Genomic DNA, 17790 nt, shown 5'->3' with positions numbered 1-17790 from the left:
TCCGATCATTTCACGGCCCCGGCGGTGAGGCCGCGCACGAAATACTTGCCGCCGATCAGATAGATCAGCAGGGTCGGCAGGGCGGCAATCATCACCGCCGCGCTTTGCACGCCATGCTGCGGGATGTCGGCGACCGCGGCGGATAGCGCGATCAGCGCGGCGGTGACCGGCTGCTGCTGACCGGTCGTGAATGTCACGCCGTAGAGAAACTCGTTCCAGATATGCGTGAACTGCCAGATGACGGTGACGACCAGAATAGGGGGCGAGAGCGGCAGGATGATGCGCCAGAAAATACGAAAGAAGCCTGCGCCATCGATGCGCGCAGCTCTTATCAAATCCTGCGGGATGGCAGTGTAGTAGTTTCGGCAGAACAAGACGGTAAAGGAGAGCCCCTGGACCGTGTGGATCACGACGAGACCCGTCAGCGTGTTCATCAGGCCCGTATCGCGCAACACGATGGTCCAGGGAAGCAAGCGCATCTGCTGGGGAAGGAAGAGGCCAAGAGTCACGATGCCGTAGATCCAGCTATCGCCGCGAAAGCGCCAGAGCGACACGGCGTAACCGGCGACAGCACCGAGCAGGGTCGAGAAAATCGTCGCGGGAATCGTGACCAGCGCGGAATTCAGCATGTACGGCCGGATGCCAGCGCAGGTCTCCGCGACGCAGAAGCCGCTCCAGGCGGCGGCGTAGTTGCTCCATGCCCATTGCTTCGGCCAGCCGATCATCGAGGCCTGCGCGATCTCCTCGTTGGTGCGGAGCGAGTTCAGCACGACAACAGCCAATGGCGCGAGCCATGCTGCAGCAATCAGCGACACCACGAGATAGATCAGAATCCGGCCTGGCGCGAGGGTTCGGTCACGCATGGATCGCACGCCGCCGCTGGACATAGCGCCACGCTGCATAGGGCAGCAAAACCGCGAGAAGAATGAGCAACATGAGCACTGCCGCTGCCGCTCCGCGTCCGAGCAGGCTGCGCTGGAACATCAGGTCGTAGACGACGAGGGCCGGCAGCTGGGTGGCGATCCCAGGCCCACCATTGGTGAGCGCACGGACGAGGTCGAAGGTCGAAATCGCGAACTGCAGCTGGATGACGATGACGGTGATGGTGATCGGCCAAAGGGTCGGCAGGATGACGCGCCGGTACATTCGGATCGGTCCGGCGCCGTCGATTTGCGCCGCCTTGATCAGGTCGGCGTCGACGGAGCGGAGGCCGGCGAGGAACAGCGCCATGGCGAAACCGGAGGATTGCCAGATCGCAGCGATGACAATGGTCCAAATGGCCATGTCGCGGTCGATCAGCCAGTCGAACCGGAAGGAGCTCCAGCCGAGGTCGCGGACCAGCTTCTGGATCCCGAGGCCAGGATTGAGCAGCCAACTCCAGACCGTGCCGGTGACCACGAATGACACCGCCAGAGGATAGAGGAAGATGGACCGCAGCAGGTTCTCGCCGCGAATGCGCTGATCGAGCAGGATCGCAAGAATGAGACCGGCCGCCAGACTCAGCAACACGAAGGCGCTGCCAAACAGCAACAGATTGTCCAAGGCAATCTGCCAGTTCCGCGATGCTGCAACCGAAGAATAGTTGCGTAAACCGACCCAGCCCGAGACCGGGACCAGAGTGGACGGTGTGAATGATATCCAGATCGTCCACAGCGAGAACGCAATGAGGTGCGCGGCGGACAACAGCAGCGGCACCCAGATCGTCAAATATTCGGGCAGCCGGCGTACCCAGTCAGGGGCTGCCGGCCGGCCCGGTGTTGTCGGGATAGCGATGGTCAACGTGCGCCCTCGACGGCCTCGGCAAGGCGTGTGACCGCTTGCTCGGGCTTGATCGTCTTGTTCTTCACGTACTCCGTGATCACGTCGATGATCGCTGCGGTCATCCCGTTTTCCTGCGCCATGTTGTGCGCAAGACTGAGAACGGCCTGATTGCTGGCGATCGCGTCTTTCAGGGCTGCTGCGGTCCGCCGTTGACCGTCCGACCAGCCTTCGCCGGACAGATCGACATCGGTGCGCACGGGGATCGATCCCGTGATCTGCGAATACATGGTCTGGATCGCTGGATCCATGACGAGCTGGGCCATCAGCTTCTGACCGGCTTGCAGGTCGGGCTCCTTGCGCTGCCAGAATATGAAGGCATCGGCATTCAGCAGGAAGACAGGCTTGCTATTGTCGCTCGGGCCCGGGGCGATGATGAAGTCCTCGAACTTGAAACCCGCGTTGCGCAACACGCCCTGCGCCCACCCGCCCATGATCATCATGCCCATGTCGCCGTCGACGAAACGCTTCAGGTTGGTCGAAAAGTGCTGGGCGCCGACGTTGGGGTCCATCCAGTCGGCAATCTTGCGCACCTGGACGAAGGCAGCCTTTATTTCGGGACCCTCCAGGGCCTTCTTGTCCAGATTCATGAGGGCTGCGCGGTATGCAGTGGGACTGATGCCTGCCAAAGCGGCTTCGAATTTTTGGCCGTCGTCCGGGCGGGTGCCACCGTTGGCGATGGGATAGGGGACGCCGCCTGCTTTCATCTTCTCGGCGAGGTCGTTGAACTCGGCCCATGTGACGGGGATCTTGTCGGCCTTGGCCTTGTCCATCGCGCGTTTGGAGAGAAACAGCATGTTGGTGCTGTAGATCTGCAACGGCAGCGCAATCCACTTGCCCCCCGGCTTGTGCAATTTTGCAAGGTCCGGAGCGATAACCTTTTCGTAGCCGGCGGCAGCGACGACGGCATCGAGATCGACGGTCGGGGCAATCTTGGACCAAGCCGCGATCTCGGGACCTTTGAGCTGCGAACAGGCCGGTGGATCGCCGGCCATGATCTGGGCACGCAGCTTGTTCATCATCTCGGTGGTGAAGCCGGGGACGGGCGAGTGCTGCCATACTCCGCCTTTCTCCTCGAATTTCTTGCCGAGCGCCGTGATGGCAGCCCCATCGCTGCCTGCGGACCATTGCGAGATCGCAGTCAGACGCGGCTTGACCGCGCCTTGCGCTCGCGCAAAGGCCGGCAGTGCGAGCGCAGCCGCGGATCCGGCGAGCAGTTGGCGCCTTGTTGTCGTGATCGGCATGGCAGTTTCCTCCCGGTGTGAACTCTTTCGCGCGAGAGCCGCGCGGCATCAGGTATCTCAGGCGGCCTCGATTGATGCGGCCGGCATGCCGCCGCGGCAAGCGAGGCAGAAAGCCGCGAATGCCAGCGCCGCCCGCGGATCGTTGCCATTCGACGGCGGCACGAAAGCGAGCGACACTTGCGCGTGCTTGCGCCCGCCCAACAGACAGGCGTCGATCCCCTCGACGAGCGCGCTGCGATCGTCGTCGGCGAGAAGCGATGGCCAGCCGCTGATCGCGACGCCATTGCATGGCTTCACGTTCAGCGTGTTGCCGATCGCAAGGCCAAGCCGGAACAGCCGCCGGCGCAATTCCTGCCGCACACGCGACGAGAGCGGTATCGCGGTCACCCATTCGCTGCCGGGTTGAAGCAGCTCGGCTTCCGCGACGCCAAGAAGCTCGGCCAGGGCCGGAAGCGACGTATAGGCCTCGACGCAGCCATGATGACCACAGCGGCAAATTGGACCGTCGGCTCCGAACACCATGTGGCCGAGCTCGACCGGCTGGAGGGCATCGTCCTCCATCGGATCATCCATCCAGGTGCCTGCGACGCCCTGACCGACGAAGACGAAGAGATGCGCGCCGCTGAATGGATAATGCTCCGTGCGGCAACGGTGAAAAATGGCGTGCGCGACGACCGAATTGGTGAACTCGACCGGCACGCCGGCAAAATTCGCGCCGAACATCTCGCTGATACGCCCGATGTCGCAAGGAATGATCGGATTGCTTGATGCGCTCGAGCGGCCGAGGCCCGGAATTGAGACGCCGATCTGCGCGAGGGGGATGTGCCGGCGCCGCGTCCAGTCGCGCAGCAATGTCATCGCCTCGCGAAACGCCTGGCCGACCGTTGCGACCGTCGGCGTCTTCGGCAGCGGCACATCCCCGGTGTCGTGCAGTTCGCCCGACAGGCCCCCGACGCCGACGCTGAGCCGCTGGGTGGTCAGCTCGAAAGCCGCAAGCGCCACCGTCCCATCAAGCGACACGAGGCCAGTCGGGCCGCCGACATAAGGGGCAGGGCGCCGCACTTCCTCGATCAGGCCTTCGGCCTTCAGGTCGAACAGGATGCGCGACAGGCTCGCTTCCGACAGGCGCACGGCCTTGGCCAGCGGCGGACGAAACGACCCGCCCGACTGAAGCAGATGAGTCAAAATGGCAGCACGCGTCTGCCGCCGACTTCTCGGCTGCTCCGGCATTTCCATCCCTGTCGTCATTCTTACTTAGAGTAAGAATTTGCGCGCGAAGCGTTTCGACGTCAAGCGCCGGCCGACGCATTGCGCCGACTTGTTGTTGTGCGCGGCAGCAAGATTGTGTCGGCGCAAAATAAAAGCGGCGCCATTCCGAGATGGCGCCGCTTCGAGAGCCGTGATGGCTCGACCTTACTTCCGGTTGTTGATCGCGACGTAGTCGCGCTTGGTGACGCCGGTGTAGAGCTGGCGCGGACGGCCGATCTTCTGCTGCGGATCCTCGATCATCTCGCTCCACTGGCTGATCCAGCCGACGGTGCGGGCGACCGCGAACAGCACGGTGAACATCGAGACCGGGAAGCCCATCGCCTTCAGCGTGATGCCCGAATAGAAGTCGACGTTCGGGTAGAGCTTGCGGTCGATGAAGTACTGGTCGCTGAGCGCGATCTTCTCGAGCTCGAGCGCCACCTTCAGCATTGGATCGTCGCCATGGCCGGTCTCCTTGAGCACGGCGTGACACATCTTCTGCATGATCTTGGCGCGCGGATCATAGTTCTTGTAGACGCGGTGACCGAAGCCCATCAGGCGGACTTCGGAGTTCTTGTCCTTCACCTTGGCGATGAACTCGGGGATCTTGTCGACCGAGCCGATGTCGGCGAGCATCGCCAGCGCTGCTTCGTTGGCTCCGCCATGCGCTGGGCCCCACAGGCAGGCGATGCCGGCGGCGATGCAGGCGAACGGGTTGGCGCCGGAGGAGCCGGCGATACGCACGGTCGAGGTCGAGGCGTTCTGCTCGTGGTCGGCGTGCAGGATGAAGATCTTGTCCAGCGCATCAGCCAGCACCGGGTTGATCTTGTAGTCCTCGCACGGCACGGCGAAGCACATGTGCAGGAAGTTCTCGGCGAACTTCAGCGAGTTTTTCGGATACACGAAGGGCTGGCCGACCGTGTATTTGTAGGCCATCGCGGCCAAGGTCGGGATCTTGGCGATCATGCGCATGGAGGCGATCATGCGCTGCTTCGGATCGTTGATGTCGGTCGAGTCGTGATAGAACGCGGCGAGCGCGCCGACAGCCGCCACCATGATCGCCATCGGATGGGCGTCGCGGCGGAAGCCCTGGAAGAAGCGGGCCATCTGCTCGTGCACCATCGTGTGATGGATCACGCGGTCGTCGAAATCCTTCTTCTGCGCGGCGGTGGGAAGCTCCCCGAACAGCAGCAGATAGCAGGTCTCCAGGAAGTCGCCGTTCTCGGCGAGCTGCTCGATCGGATAGCCGCGGTATTCCAGCACGCCCGCGTCACCGTCGATATAGGTGATCTTGGACTGGCAGCTCGCGGTCGAGGTGAAGCCCGGGTCGTAGGTGAACAGGCCGGACTGGCCGTAGAGCTTGCCGATATCGATGACGTCGGGCCCGACGCTGCCGCTGTGGATCGGAAGATCGAAATTCTTGTTTCCGACCGTCAGTGTGGCGGTCTTATTGCTTGGTTTTGCGTCCATCAGAGGTCCCCGATGTATGGTGAAACGGGCCGGACCCGGAGGCCCCGATGAGATATCGCGGGGCAGGCCGGATGTTCCAGAAGGTACGGCTGAGATGGGTATATTATTGCTGTGTGCGCTGCAAGATGGCGCCGCGCATGGTCGACTTACGTCGTAGCCTAGTCCTTGGCCGGTCCTCGGCTCGGTCCTCGGCCTACTCCTTGGCCTGATCTTTGAGCCGGCCCAGGCTTTCCTGGCGTCCGAGGACGTCCAAGACCTCGAATATGCCGGGCGAGGTCGTCCGCCCGGTCAGCGCCGCCCGCAGCGGCTGGGCGACCGCACCGAGCTTGAGACTATTTTCCTCGGCAAAGGCGCGCAGCGCGGCTTCCGCATTGGCCGCGCTCCAAGTCTCGACTTTCTCCAACGCGGAATGAAGTTGGCCAATCAGCTTGCGGTTCTCAGGCGTCAGCAGCGCTGCCGCCTTCGGATCAAGCTCCAGCGGCCGGTCGGCGAAGATGAAATAGGCGCCATCGATCAGCTCGATCAGCGTCTTGGCGCGCTCCTTCAGGGCCGGCATGGCCTTCAGGAGCTGCGCGCGCGTAGTGTCGTTTAACTTGGCCTTAAGCTCGTCGCGGCTCGGCACGACGTGGTCGAGCACGTCCTCGAACATCCTCACGAGTGATTGATCGTCGGCATTGCGGATGTAGTGGCCGTTGAGGTTTTCCAGCTTGGCGAAATCGAAGCGCGCTGCTGCGCGGCCGACGCTGGCGAGGTCGAAGGCGGCGATCATCTCCTCGGTGGAGAAGATCTCCTGGTCGCCGTGGCTCCAGCCGAGCCGGACGAGATAATTGCGGAGCGCGGCCGGGAGGTATCCCATGGCGCGGTAGGCATCGACGCCAAGCGCGCCGTGCCTCTTGGAGAGCTTCGAACCGTCCGGGCCGTGGATCAGGGGGATGTGGGACATGCTCGGCAGCGTCCAGCCCATCGCGTCGTAGATCTGCTTTTGGCGGGCCGCGTTGATCAGATGGTCGTCGCCGCGGATGACATGGGTGACACCCATGTCGTGGTCGTCGACCACCACGGCGAGCATGTAGGTCGGGTTGCCATCGCCGCGCAGCAGGACGAGGTCGTCGAGATTCTCGTTCTGCCAGACCACGCGGCCCTGGACCTGATCGTCGATCACGGTCTCGCCGGTCTGCGGCGCGCGGAGCCGGATGGTGGGCTTCACGTCGGTTGGGGCCGTCGCCGGATCGCGGTCGCGCCACAGACCGTCATAGAGGCGGGTACGCCCCTCTGCGCGCGCCTTCTCGCGCATCGCGGTCAGCTCCTCGGCGGTGGCGTAGCAGCGATAGGCCTTGCCGTCGGCGAGCAGCTGCTCGGCGACCTCGCGGTGGCGGGCGGCGCGGCTGAATTGGTAGATGACATCGCCATCCCAGCCGAGCTCCAGCCATTTCAGGCCGTCGAGGATGGCGCCGATCGCGGCCTCGGTGGAGCGCTCCCGGTCGGTGTCCTCGATCCGGAGCAGCATCTTGCCGCCGTGCTTCTTCGCATAGAGCCAGTTGAACAGGGCCGTGCGCGCGCCCCCGATATGGAGGAAGCCGGTCGGCGAGGGAGCGAAGCGGGTGACGACGGGAGAGGTCATTCTTGGCAAGGCCTATGCATTGGAGGCGGTGGTATATAACAGGACCGGTGCATAACTAAAGCCCGGCAGCGGACGGCTTAAGGCCTTGCTTAAGCCCTTGGCTCAGCGTCCCGAATTTGGCAGAAGGGCCGCTGATTTCCCTACAGGATTTTCGTAATGACAGAACCGGTGGCGAACGAGGTTGGGCGCGATTTCATTCGTGACATCATCCAGGCCGACCTCGAGCAGGCCAAATACAAGGAGATCGTGACCCGGTTCCCGCCGGAGCCGAACGGTTACCTGCATATCGGCCACGCCAAGTCGATCGCGCTCAATTTCGGCATCGCCCAGGAGTTTCCGGGCCGCTGCCATCTGCGCTTCGACGACACCAACCCGGTCAAGGAAGAGCAGGAATATATCGATTCCATCCAGGCCGACGTGCGCTGGCTCGGCTTCGACTGGGGCAAGAACCTGTTCTTCGCCTCGGACTATTTCGACCGCCTCTACGAATGGGCGGAGCAGCTGATCCGCGACGGGCTCGCCTATGTGGACGACCAGACCCAGGAGGAGATTCGTCTTGCGCGCGGCACGCTGACCGAGCCCGGCAAGAACTCGCCGTTCCGCGATCGCAGCGTGGATGAAAATCTCGATCTCTTCCGACGCATGAAGGCGGGCGAATTCCCGAACGGCGCGCGCGTGCTGCGGGCCAAGATCGACATGGGTGCGGGCAACATCAATCTGCGCGACCCCGTGCTGTACCGCATCCTGCATGCGCACCATCCGCGCACCGGGACCAAGTGGAGCATCTATCCGAGCTACGACTATGCTCATGGCCAGTCGGACGCCATCGAGGGTATCACGCACTCGATCTGCACGCTGGAGTTCGAGGATCACCGGCCGCTCTACGACTGGTTCATCGAGAAGCTGCCGGTGCCGTCGAAACCGCACCAGTACGAATTCGCGCGGCTGAACCTGACCTACACGCTGCTGTCCAAGCGCGTGCTGACCCAGCTCGTCCGCGAGGGCCATGTCGCGGGCTGGGACGATCCGCGCATGCCGACCATGGCGGGGATGCGCCGCCGCGGCGTGCCGCCGGCGGCCTTGCGGGAGTTCGTCAAACGCATCGGCGTCGCCAAGGCCAACAGCGTCGTCGATGTCGGCATGCTCGAGTTCTGCATCCGCGAGGAGCTGAACCGGACGTCACAGCGGCGGATGGCGGTGCTGAAGCCGCTCAAGGTCGTGATCGAGAATTATCCGGAAGGGCAGACCGAGGAGCTCGAGGCGATCAATCATCCGGACGATCCCTCCGCCGGAACCCGGAAGATCACGTTCGGCCGTGAGCTCTATATCGAGCAGGACGACTTCATGGAGAACCCGCCGAAAAAGTTCTTTCGTCTGTCGCCGGGCAACGAGGTGCGGCTGCGCTACGCCTATTTCGTCAAGTGCACCGGCGTGATCAAGAACGATGCCGGCGAAGTGGTGGAATTGCGTTGCACCTACGATCCCGCGACCAAGGGCGGTAACGCGCCCGACGGCCGCAAGGTCAAGGCCACAATGCACTGGCTGTCGGCGGCAACATCCGTGCCCGCGGAAATCCGCGTCTACAACCAGCTGTTTGCCAGTCCGAGCCCGGACGCCTCGAACTTCGCCGCCGACCTCAATCCGCAGTCGCTGGAAATTCTCGCTGATGCCTGCGTCGAGGCGTCGGTTGCGAAAAGCAATTCGACCGAGCCGATGCAGTTCGAGCGCCAGGGCTATTTCGTGCGCGACAAGGACTCGACCCCCGGCAGACCGGTATTTTCCAGGACCATCGGCCTGCGCGACACGTTCGCGAAGGAAGTGGCTAAAGGCTGAAAAGAGCTGCGAGACCACAATGAGCGACGAAGCCGACGCCATCGTTTCCGCCATCATCGCGAAATGGCGCGCCGGCTTCGCCATGCTCGACGCCGCTGCCCTCTCGTCTCTGTATTCGAAGAATGCCTTCTTCTTCGGCTCCAACCCGAAGCTCTACCAGGGCAGGGACGGCGTAGCAGACTATTTCAATGGCCTGCCACGCTGGCGCAAACCGAGCGCGGTGTTCTCCGAAGTGAATGCGGCGAGGGCAGGTCCTGATCTGATCAACATGGCTGCAACCATCTCGTTCGATCTCGCCGGCGAACGTCCCGATTTCTCGGTCAAGATGAGCTGGGTCATCATTCGCGAGGACGGCGATTGGAAGATCGTCAATCACCATGCTTCGTCGCAGGTGCCGCTGATCTGACCAGCCGGGCACACGGCTTCGTCATTCTCGTGAGAGAACGAACTTGCATCCCGCGCGTTGGGGTGGGTCCAACAAGGAACCCACCATGCAGAACATCGCAGAGCATATGGAAGTCATCGGCGCCGATGGCGTCCACATCGGCACCGTCGACAAGGTCGAAGGCAATCGCATCAAGCTGACCAAGAAGGACAGCGGCGAGGGCAGCCACAAGGGACATCATCACTTCATCGACAAGGGCCTCGTCGCCGACATCGAGGGCAACAAGGTCCGGCTGTCGGCCAAGGCGGATGTCGCGGTGACGATGGAAGAGGAAAAGTAGCGGTCGCGCCCTTTCGTTCCTGATCCGTACCGCTATCCGCCCGCCTGCACGTTCCGGTAGCTTCTCGCTTCGTTGCGTATTATCGAGTGCAGGGAATGGCGGAGCCGGGCCGGACGGTACGGTCGCAGGGGATCGCGGGGACGTGGCCCGGGGGCCGCACCGCGTCTGCGGGCGGCCTTGCGGCTGCAGGCCTCGACCTCTGGACATCGCTGGCCGAGACCCTCCGCGCGTGGCTACGCGCCGAGGCTGGCGCCGGGCGGCTGTTGCCGTGGGTGCCCGTGGCGTTTGGCTGCGGCATCGCGCTTTATTTCTCCGCAGATCATGAGCCGGTGCTGTGGGTCGTTGCCACGAGCGCCGTCGCGCTCCTGCTTGGCGCGGCTCTGTTGCGGCGGAGCCGGTTGTTCGCCCCGGCCATCATGATCGCGGCGGTCGCGGCCGGCTTTGCCGTCGCGACCTGGAAGACGGCGCGCATCGCCCACCCCGTGCTGGCAAAGGCGCTCTATTCGGTGTCGTTGTCGGGCTTCGTCGAGGCCCGCGACATTCGCGAGCGTACAGATCGTTTTGTGCTGCGCGTCACCGCGATGGAGGCGCAGCGCAGCGACGTCAGGCTCGAGCGCGTGCGCCTGTCGGTCCGTAAGGGCACCGCGCCGGAGGTCGGCAGCTTCGTTCAGCTCAAGGCGCGGCTGATGCCGCCGCTCGCACCGGTGCGGCCCGGCAGTTACGACTTTTCGCGCGACATGTTCTTCCAGGGCATCGGCGCCTCCGGCTTCGCAATGGGCGCAATCACGGTGGCGGCGCCCCCTGAGACCGCCGGCTTGCGGCTGCGTTATGCGGCCTTCATGCAAGGCTTGCGCGATGCGATCGATGCCCGCATCCGGGCGACGCTCGACGGCGACAACCGGGCGATCGCGACTGCGCTGCTCACCGGGCGACGCGATGCGATCACCACGCCCGTCAACGATGCGATGTTCATCTCCGGTCTCGGCCACGTGCTCTCGATCTCCGGTTATCACATGGCCGTCGTGGCCGGTGTCGTGTTCTTCGCGGTGCGCGCGCTGCTCGCTTTGGTTCCGGGACTGGCGGCCGGCTTCGCCATCAAGAAATGGTCGGCCGCCGCGGCGCTGGTCGGCGCTGCGTTCTACCTGTTGCTGTCGGGCGCGGAGGTCGCCACGCAAAGGTCGTTCTTCATGACGGCGGTGGTGCTGATCGCGGTGATGGTCGATCGCCGTGCCATCACCTTCCGCACGCTCGCTGTCGCCGCGCTGATCGTGCTGACGGTCGCGCCGGAAGCGCTGGTGCATCCGAGTTTTCAGATGTCGTTTGCGGCAACGCTGGGGCTGGTGGCGCTGGTGCAGATCGGCATGCCGAATTTGTTTGCCTCGCCGGACCATTCGGCGACCGCGCGCATTGCGATGTGGGGTGGGCGCGAGATCGCGATGCTGTTCATGGCCTCGCTGATTGCGGGACTTGCGACTACGCCCTATGCCGCGTTCCATTTCCACCGTGTCACGCCGTTCGGCGTGCTCGCCAATCTCGGCGCGATGCCCGTGGTCTCGGCGCTGGTGATGCCGGCGGGACTGTTGGGGCTGCTTGCTGCGCCGTTCGGGCTGGACAGCGTGTTCTGGTGGCTGATGGGGATCGGCATCGAGTGGATGGTCGCGGTCTCCCGCTGGGTCGCGGCCTTGCCCGGCGCGGTCGGCCGCATCCCGGCGTTCGGGATCGCGCCGCTGATCGCGGCGAGCCTGGGAATCATCGTGCTGGGCTTGTTGCGCACGCCGCTGCGCTGGTCCGGCGCCCTGGTGCTGCTGGCAGCGATCCTCTGGGGACTGTCGGCGCGGCAGCCCGACGTCCTGATTGCCGGGGATGGCGCGAGCGTCGCGGTGCGGGGCAGGGACGGATATCTGCACCTGATCAGGACCAACAAGGACAGCTTTCTGCTCAAGGAATGGCTCGCTGCCGACGCCGATCCGCGCGATGCCGGCAGAGCCTCGCTGGCCGATGGCGTGTCCTGTGACGAATCCGGCTGCGTGACGCCACTGGCCGACGGGAGGCTGGTCGCGCTGGCACTGCGCGTCGACGCTCTCGTGGACGATTGCAGTCGGGCCGCGCTGGTGGTGACGACACGTCCCGCGCCGTCCGATTGCGCGGCGATGGTGGTCGATCGGCAGCGGCTCGCCAGCCAGAGCGCGCTGGCGCTGGCGCAGCGCGGTGACGGATTTGTGGTTCAGGCGGTGAGGGCGAGAGGCACGAGCCGCCCCTGGTTGCCGGCCGGCGCTGGCGAGGGTGATTTCGACGGCAGCCTTGCGCCGAAGGCGACCGCGTCCCGCATCAAGGACGCAACGCCCGCGGAGACGGACTTGCAGGCCGACGATTGATCTGATGGTGCGGAGCAATGCAGTGGGGTGGCGCATCCGCTCGGATTCGCCGGGCGCAAACCACACCTTCTCGCCGGCCACGGCCGGCGATGGCGATTCAATCCTGACCTCCGACCTCGTAGCCGGAGGGCGGCTGTGTCAGCCGATCGGCAGGTGCGTGACGGTCGGCTGCCTGTCGGCGATGATTTGCGCCTTGTTCTCGCGCTCGGTGACCGACTGAGTCACCGGCAGTTGCAGCACGGTCGCTCGCTGGCCTTCGACGAGCTGCGTCACCAGCACGTATTTGCCGTCGGGGAATTCGATCGCGTCATGATGGCGGTCGGGAACGTGCGGATCGATCTTGCCGAACTTGCCCACGCGGGAGTTGATGGTGCGCGTCCAGATCCAGCGATTGTCGTAGCGGACGTCGTCGGCGAAGGCCAGCTCCGTTCCCGGCAGCAGGCAGACCGCAACAGACGGATCGGCTGCGGAGGCGAAGCCGCGCGTCGAGGTGCCGCGGAAGCTTGTCGTGACAATCGTCTCGCCGACTTCGGCGGGGCGCGACGCGACGGCATGCAGGCTGTAGTCACACATCGGGTGCTCCTCATGCTGGGATAGCAACCCGCGTCTCTCAATCGAGGCGCAGGCCTCTATCAGAGTTGAAGCACGAACGCTCTGCTTGGTTGTGGGCAAATCTGCGGCTGGTCTCAGCGAGCCGCGATCACATTATCTTTCCCGAATTCAATAGGAACAAAGCACGCTGCGATGCATTTGGGAGGCGCGTGCTAGCCGCTGTTTCCGCGAACATTCGAGCCGCGAAGCGGTGCTGTTTCCTGGGCGTCGCGAGGAGCGAGTGCCGGACAAAGGGCCGGATAGTCTGTGCAGAACCAGAAAGACTATCCAGCCGGAGCGGACGATGATCCGCTCCAATCTCTGACCGGCGATGGCCGGCATGTAGTACTTCCCGTATGAAGCACTCCCGCATCAAGTACTCCCGGTATCAGTACTTCCGGTAAAGCCCGATCAGCTTGCCCTGAATCTTCACCCGGTCGGGCGGCAGGATGCGGACCTCATAGGCTGCGTTGGCGGGCTCGAGCGCGATCGAGGCGCCGCGACGGCGGAAGCGCTTCAGCGTCGCCTCCTCGTCGTCGATCAGCGCCACCACGATGTCGCCGGTATCAGCGCTCTCGTTGCGCTGGATCAGCGCCATGTCGCCGTCGAGGATGCCGGCCTCGACCATGGAATCACCGCGTACTTCGAGCGCGTAATGCTCGCCCGAGCCGAGCATGTCAGGCGGTACGCTGATGGTATGGCTGCGGGTCTGCAATGCCTCGATCGGCGTGCCGGCCGCGATGCGGCCCATCACCGGCACCGCCACGGGACGTTCGCCCTCGTCAGCGGGCAGGCTGGAGCCCGCACGCACCTTGCCGAGATTGCCCTCGATGACGCTCGGCGTGAAGCCGCGGCGGCTGCCGGCGGCCGCCTGGAGCTCCGGCAGCTTGATGACTTCAATCGCGCGGGCGCGGTTGGGCAGGCGTCGGATGAAGCCACGCTCCTCGAGCGCCGTGATCAGGCGATGGATGCCCGACTTCGAGCGCAGGTCGAGCGCATCCTTCATCTCGTCGAAGGAGGGCGGTACGCCGCTTTCCTTCAGACGTTCACTGATGAACCGCAGAAGCTCGTATTGTTTGCGCGTTAACATCTCGACCAAAGTCCCCCGGTTGATGTCGTCCGATTCCGAGACGCTGAATTCGGCCATAAGCCGCTACATGCTCGAAACAAATCATGAACGGACACTATATGTTCGATACATGTTCCGCAACTGCTTAATTTACCGTGAACAGGGCAAACTTCGCGGAACGCGCGTTGCCGAGGCGCTCAGACGGGGAGCCGCAACACTTCGCAAGCCGTGCCGGTCTCGGCCTTCGGCGCGAATGGTGCGCGTACGAGAAGTACCTGCGCTGCAGCGAGATTCGCAAGCAGCGAAGAGTCCTGATGATTGACGGGAAGAACGACGCGTGTGCCATCGTCACGCTCCTCCAGATGCGCCCGCAGATAGTCCTCGCGCTGGTCGTTGGCGCCGACGTCGCGGCCGAGCACGGCGCGTTCACGGCGATGGTGAATCACCGAACGGCCCGACAGGGCGCGAATCAGCGGCACCATGAACAGGAAAGCGCACACGTAGGACGACACGGGATTGCCCGGCAGGCCGATCACACCCATTGCGCCGAGTCGTCCGTGCATCATCGGCTTGCCTGGCCGCATCGCGATCTTCCAGAACGCCATCGCGATGCCTTCGTCCCGCAGCGCCTGCTGGACCAGATCGTGGTCGCCGACCGATGCGCCGCCGGTCGTGATCAGGATGTCGGCGCCGCTCTCGCGGGCGCGGCGGATGCCGGCGGTGGTCGCCTCCAGCGTGTCGGCGGCAATCCCGAGGTCGATGGTCTCGGCGCCTTCGCTGCGGGCGAGCGCGTGCAGGGCGTAGCCGTTGGAATAGACGATCTGGCCGTGGCCGGGCGTGGTGCCCGGCATCACCAGCTCGTCGCCGGTGGCGAGAATCGCGACCTTCGGTCGCCTGAAAACGGCAAGGTGCGGATGTTTCATCCCGGCGGCGAGCGCGAGGTCGCGCTCGGTGAGACGGCTTCCCTTGCGCAGGAGCACGTCGCCTTCGCGGAAATCGACGCCGGCGCGGCGGATGTGCCGTCCGGCGACCGCGGCTTCCTTGATCGTGATACGCTTGCCGGCGGCGACCGTGTCCTCCTGGATCACGACGGCGTCCGCGCCAGCGGGAACGACGCCGCCGGTGAAGATCCGCACGGCCTCGCCGGCGCCGACCGTCCCCGCGAACGGCCGGCCCGCCGCGACTTCGCCGATGACGGTGAGCTCCGAATCGATCGTCGCGGCATCGGCCGCGCGCACCGCGTAGCCGTCCATCGCGGACATCGCCTGCGGCGGCTGCGTGCGTCGCGCGGCGACGTCACGCGCGAGCACGCGATGGTAGGCCTCGTCGAGGGAAATCATGTCTTCCGGCAGCGGCTCTGCACCCGCCAGCACCGCGGCAAGCGCATCGGAAACCGGCATCAAGGCCACGGCGAAAACTCCTGCTCGGCACGTTCGGGCGAATGTTCCGCAAGTCTTCTAGCCGAGCGCGGGCGCGGAGGCAAAAACGGCTCAGCGGGCGCAGTCGTCCCGCCGCTTCACATTGTTCCGGAAGGCGGCATTAAGCGCGTCGGGGCACGAGGTGACGGATCGGCAGGAGAGTGGTCATGGAAGCGACGAAAATCATGACAAGAGGAGAACGACGAGCGCCACTGATCAGCTCCCTGCCCGCCCGGGAGTTACGTCGGGCGCCTTCGGCCCCTGGTCTTTGTCTGGCAGCGGATCGGCCTGGGATTTCAGGTCGGCGGCCTTGCTCACGAGCTTGGCGGAAAGGTCCGAGTCTGAAGTTGTCCTGGCGAATTCAAGGAGAAGAGAGGCCTGCCTAGTGAGGTAGTTTTTGCCCAACACGGTGATGCACCCGTTCGTAGAAGTCCCAACGGGCTGTAGACTCCTGAAGACGGTATTCTGTTCCGGGAACTCTGTATAAAAATGCACAAAGTGATTGGTTCCAAAATCTTTCGAATTAGTTCCGTCGGGCGCACCTTCCATGGGCTTCGCGCCGACGGATCGTCGTCAGATGCCCAATGCCTTCAACGCGTTCCCGACGTCACGCGGCGAGGTCACATGCACCGCCGTCAAGCCGCGCGCCCGCGCTCCCTCGATGTTTTCAGCAAGATCATCGAAGAACACGATGCGCCCGGCGGGCACGCCGATCGCCGCAACGACGTGGTCGAAGGCTTCCGCATCCGGTTTGCGCAGGCCGATGCTGGACGACAAATACAGCTCTCGGAAATGGCCGAGGAGGTCGGCATACTCCCTCGAGAAATGGTCCACGTGCGGCCGGTTGGTGTTGGAGAAAGCGTAAAGCGGCATCTGCTTCGCTGCCCGCGGCAGCAGCTCGGAGATCTCAGGCATTTCACCGGCGAAGATCGCGTTCCAGCCTTCCAGGAACTGCGCATCCGAAATGCCAATTCCGAGCGAGGCTCGCAATGAGGCGAAATAATCCTCATCGCTGATCTTCCCCATCTCGTGCAACCGATAGGCTTCGCTGTCCCGCACATAACGCGCGACGATGGCGTCGGGCTTGCAGCCGGCATGTCCCGCCCAGCAGGCGATCGCCTTGGAAAAATCGATATCGAGCACCACGCGGCCGAGATCGAACAGGAGCGCATCCGCAGCTCCGGGAGAGAGCGATTTCACCTGCATCCTTTCGCTCAGTATCGATACGGCTCGTGGTCGAACAGCGGAAACGCGCTGAACACACTCGGCGCATTGGTTGCGGTCGCCTGGTGCAGGCAGGATTTGTTGACCTCGGCGAACGAGGTCGCACCCAAGAGGCCGAGGCAGCGCAGCACTTCATCTTCGAGCAGCTCCAGCATGCGCGCCACGCCGGCTTCGCCGGCCGCCGCCAGCGCCCAGCATTGCAGCCGGCCGATGCCGACGACGTCGGCGCCCGCCGCGATCGCCTTGACGATGTCGGTGCCGCGACAGATGCCGCCATCGACCATGATCTTGGCGCGGCCGTTCACGGCGTCAACGATCTCCGGCAGCACGTGCATGGCGCCGCGACCGTGATCGAGTTGACGGCCGCCATGGTTGGAGACGTAGATCCATTCGACGCCGTGATCGATCGCGATCAGCGCGTCCTCTGGCGTCGCGATGCCCTTGAGGATCAGCGGGATCTTGAACTTGTCCTTGATCATCTTCACCGTCCGCCACTCCAGACCCTTCTGGTAATCGCCGCCGGTGGCGCGCAGCCGGCTCTCGCGAACGTAGCGCTTGGCGATGTCACGTTCACGACGGCTGTAATGGGCGGTGTCGACGGTCAGGCAGAAGGCGGCGTAGGCGTTCTTCTCGGCCCGGCTGACGACGTCGGCGACGAAGGCGTCGTCGCCCCGCACATAGAGCTGGTAGAGGCGAAGCGCGTCGGGCGCAGCTTCGGCCGTCTTCTCGAGGCCGGGCTCGGACACGGAACTGAGCATGTGCGCCGCACCGAAAGTGCCGCAGGCGCGTGCCACGCTCGCCGCACCATCCGGATCGAAGATCTCGAGCGCGCCGACGGGGGCGAGGACCACCGGCAGCCGCATCTTCCGGCCGAACTGCTCGGCCGAGCCTGTAACCTTGCGGACATCGCGCAGCACGCGCGGGCGGAAGGCGATCTCGTCCAGCGCCATGCGGTTGCGACGCATCGTGGTCTCGGTCTCGGCCGCGCCGACGATATAATCCCAGGCATTCTGGTTGAGGTTGGCGCGGGCTTTCCGGATGAATTCATGCAGATTCTGGAACGGCTCGGTGCTTGCGCCTAGCTCGACGTTCCTGTCCGGTTGGATGCGGGGTGCTTCGTTCATTGTTATCCTCCCGAGAATTTGAAGCCTTCC

15 protein-coding genes are annotated in these 17790 nt (G+C 64.1%); 4 read left to right on the top strand and 11 right to left on the bottom strand.

Translation table 11 applies throughout. The features are described 5' to 3' along the window. Positions 1–5 precede the first annotated feature (5 nt). From AC0L2J_RS23555 to gltX, 6 genes are all read right to left on the bottom strand, one after another. Complete coding sequence (locus tag AC0L2J_RS23555) at positions 6–863, bottom strand: carbohydrate ABC transporter permease (RefSeq protein WP_063996181.1); 858 nt, start codon at positions 861–863, stop codon at positions 6–8. After that, positions 856–1779 (bottom strand): carbohydrate ABC transporter permease, encoded by a 924-nt coding sequence (locus AC0L2J_RS23550; RefSeq protein ID WP_473247907.1) that lies wholly within the window; start codon positions 1777–1779, stop codon positions 856–858. Before AC0L2J_RS23550 ends, AC0L2J_RS23555 begins: the two co-directional genes overlap by 8 nt. After that, positions 1776–3062, bottom strand: coding sequence for an ABC transporter substrate-binding protein (locus tag AC0L2J_RS23545; protein ID WP_473394692.1), 1287 nt, complete (start codon positions 3060–3062; stop codon positions 1776–1778). Before AC0L2J_RS23545 ends, AC0L2J_RS23550 begins: the two co-directional genes overlap by 4 nt. 57 nt (positions 3063–3119) lie before the next feature. Continuing rightward, a complete protein-coding gene (locus AC0L2J_RS23540; RefSeq protein ID WP_473394711.1) occupies positions 3120–4298 on the bottom strand; it encodes an ROK family transcriptional regulator in 1179 nt (392 codons plus the stop codon). Positions 4299–4475: 177 nt separating this feature from the next. Continuing rightward, a complete protein-coding gene (gene gltA / locus AC0L2J_RS23535) occupies positions 4476–5780 on the bottom strand; it encodes a citrate synthase (protein WP_063996183.1) in 1305 nt (434 codons plus the stop codon). Between the two features lie 193 nt (positions 5781–5973). Continuing rightward, positions 5974–7401 carry a glutamate--tRNA ligase gene (gene gltX, locus AC0L2J_RS23530; protein WP_063996184.1) on the bottom strand — a complete coding sequence of 476 codons (1428 nt, stop codon included), beginning with the start codon at positions 7399–7401 and terminating at the stop codon, positions 5974–5976. A gap of 156 nt (positions 7402–7557) precedes the next feature. Between gltX and AC0L2J_RS23525 the strand changes: the two genes are divergently transcribed. The 4 genes from AC0L2J_RS23525 (at position 7558) to AC0L2J_RS23510 (ending at position 12334) form a co-directional block, all read left to right on the top strand. Beyond that, positions 7558–9234, top strand: a complete 1677-nt coding sequence (locus tag AC0L2J_RS23525; protein ID WP_473394691.1) for a glutamine--tRNA ligase/YqeY domain fusion protein — start codon at positions 7558–7560, stop codon at positions 9232–9234. A gap of 19 nt (positions 9235–9253) precedes the next feature. Continuing rightward, positions 9254–9640 carry a nuclear transport factor 2 family protein gene (locus AC0L2J_RS23520; RefSeq protein WP_473394690.1) on the top strand — a complete coding sequence of 129 codons (387 nt, stop codon included), beginning with the start codon at positions 9254–9256 and terminating at the stop codon, positions 9638–9640. Positions 9641–9725: 85 nt separating this feature from the next. Then, positions 9726–9959 (top strand): DUF2171 domain-containing protein, encoded by a 234-nt coding sequence (locus tag AC0L2J_RS23515; protein WP_007610829.1) that lies wholly within the window; start codon positions 9726–9728, stop codon positions 9957–9959. 95 nt (positions 9960–10054) lie between these two features. Beyond that, positions 10055–12334, top strand: a complete 2280-nt coding sequence (locus AC0L2J_RS23510; protein ID WP_063996187.1) for a ComEC/Rec2 family competence protein — start codon at positions 10055–10057, stop codon at positions 12332–12334. Positions 12335–12472: 138 nt separating this feature from the next. Here AC0L2J_RS23510 and AC0L2J_RS23505 read toward each other — a convergent pair whose 3' ends face one another. The 5 genes from AC0L2J_RS23505 to AC0L2J_RS23485 all read right to left on the bottom strand — a co-directional run bounded on the left by AC0L2J_RS23505 (position 12473) and on the right by AC0L2J_RS23485 (position 17760). Continuing rightward, the gene (locus AC0L2J_RS23505; RefSeq protein ID WP_007610825.1) at positions 12473–12907 is read right to left on the bottom strand and encodes a hypothetical protein; all 435 of its coding nucleotides are present in this window, start codon (positions 12905–12907) and stop codon (positions 12473–12475) included. 406 nt (positions 12908–13313) lie between these two features. Further along, the gene (lexA, locus tag AC0L2J_RS23500) at positions 13314–14015 is read right to left on the bottom strand and encodes a transcriptional repressor LexA (protein WP_473394710.1); all 702 of its coding nucleotides are present in this window, start codon (positions 14013–14015) and stop codon (positions 13314–13316) included. Positions 14016–14191: 176 nt separating this feature from the next. Next, positions 14192–15403 carry a molybdopterin molybdotransferase MoeA gene (locus AC0L2J_RS23495; RefSeq protein WP_473394689.1) on the bottom strand — a complete coding sequence of 404 codons (1212 nt, stop codon included), beginning with the start codon at positions 15401–15403 and terminating at the stop codon, positions 14192–14194. A 582-nt stretch (positions 15404–15985) separates the two neighbouring features. Further along, the gene (locus AC0L2J_RS23490) at positions 15986–16618 is read right to left on the bottom strand and encodes an HAD family hydrolase (RefSeq protein ID WP_007610815.1); all 633 of its coding nucleotides are present in this window, start codon (positions 16616–16618) and stop codon (positions 15986–15988) included. 8 nt (positions 16619–16626) lie between these two features. Further along, positions 16627–17760, bottom strand: coding sequence for an alpha-hydroxy acid oxidase (locus AC0L2J_RS23485; protein WP_473394688.1), 1134 nt, complete (start codon positions 17758–17760; stop codon positions 16627–16629). Positions 17761–17790 lie beyond the last annotated feature (30 nt).

Source organism: Bradyrhizobium sp. MV1.5 (assembly GCF_055807615.1).
This window is presented reverse-complemented; position numbering and strand designations above follow the sequence as displayed.

Bases quoted from the DNA above. Each gene is read 5' to 3' on its own strand.
- AC0L2J_RS23505 (WP_007610825.1), bottom strand. From the start codon at position 12,907: ATGTGTGACTACAGCCTGCATGCCGTCGCGTCGCGCCCCGCCGAAGTC.
- AC0L2J_RS23485 (WP_473394688.1), bottom strand. From the start codon at position 17,760: ATGAACGAAGCACCCCGCATCCAACCGGACAGGAACGTCGAGCTAGGC.
- gltA (WP_063996183.1), bottom strand. From the start codon at position 5,780: ATGGACGCAAAACCAAGCAATAAGACCGCCACACTGACGGTCGGAAAC.
- AC0L2J_RS23545 (WP_473394692.1), bottom strand. From the start codon at position 3,062: ATGCCGATCACGACAACAAGGCGCCAACTGCTCGCCGGATCCGCGGCT.
- AC0L2J_RS23510 (WP_063996187.1), top strand. From the start codon at position 10,055: ATGGCGGAGCCGGGCCGGACGGTACGGTCGCAGGGGATCGCGGGGACG.
- lexA (WP_473394710.1), bottom strand. From the start codon at position 14,015: ATGTTAACGCGCAAACAATACGAGCTTCTGCGGTTCATCAGTGAACGT.
- AC0L2J_RS23520 (WP_473394690.1), top strand. From the start codon at position 9,254: ATGAGCGACGAAGCCGACGCCATCGTTTCCGCCATCATCGCGAAATGG.
- AC0L2J_RS23490 (WP_007610815.1), bottom strand. From the start codon at position 16,618: ATGCAGGTGAAATCGCTCTCTCCCGGAGCTGCGGATGCGCTCCTGTTC.
- AC0L2J_RS23540 (WP_473394711.1), bottom strand. From the start codon at position 4,298: ATGGAAATGCCGGAGCAGCCGAGAAGTCGGCGGCAGACGCGTGCTGCC.
- gltX (WP_063996184.1), bottom strand. From the start codon at position 7,401: ATGACCTCTCCCGTCGTCACCCGCTTCGCTCCCTCGCCGACCGGCTTC.
- AC0L2J_RS23555 (WP_063996181.1), bottom strand. From the start codon at position 863: ATGCGTGACCGAACCCTCGCGCCAGGCCGGATTCTGATCTATCTCGTG.
- AC0L2J_RS23515 (WP_007610829.1), top strand. From the start codon at position 9,726: ATGCAGAACATCGCAGAGCATATGGAAGTCATCGGCGCCGATGGCGTC.
- AC0L2J_RS23525 (WP_473394691.1), top strand. From the start codon at position 7,558: ATGACAGAACCGGTGGCGAACGAGGTTGGGCGCGATTTCATTCGTGAC.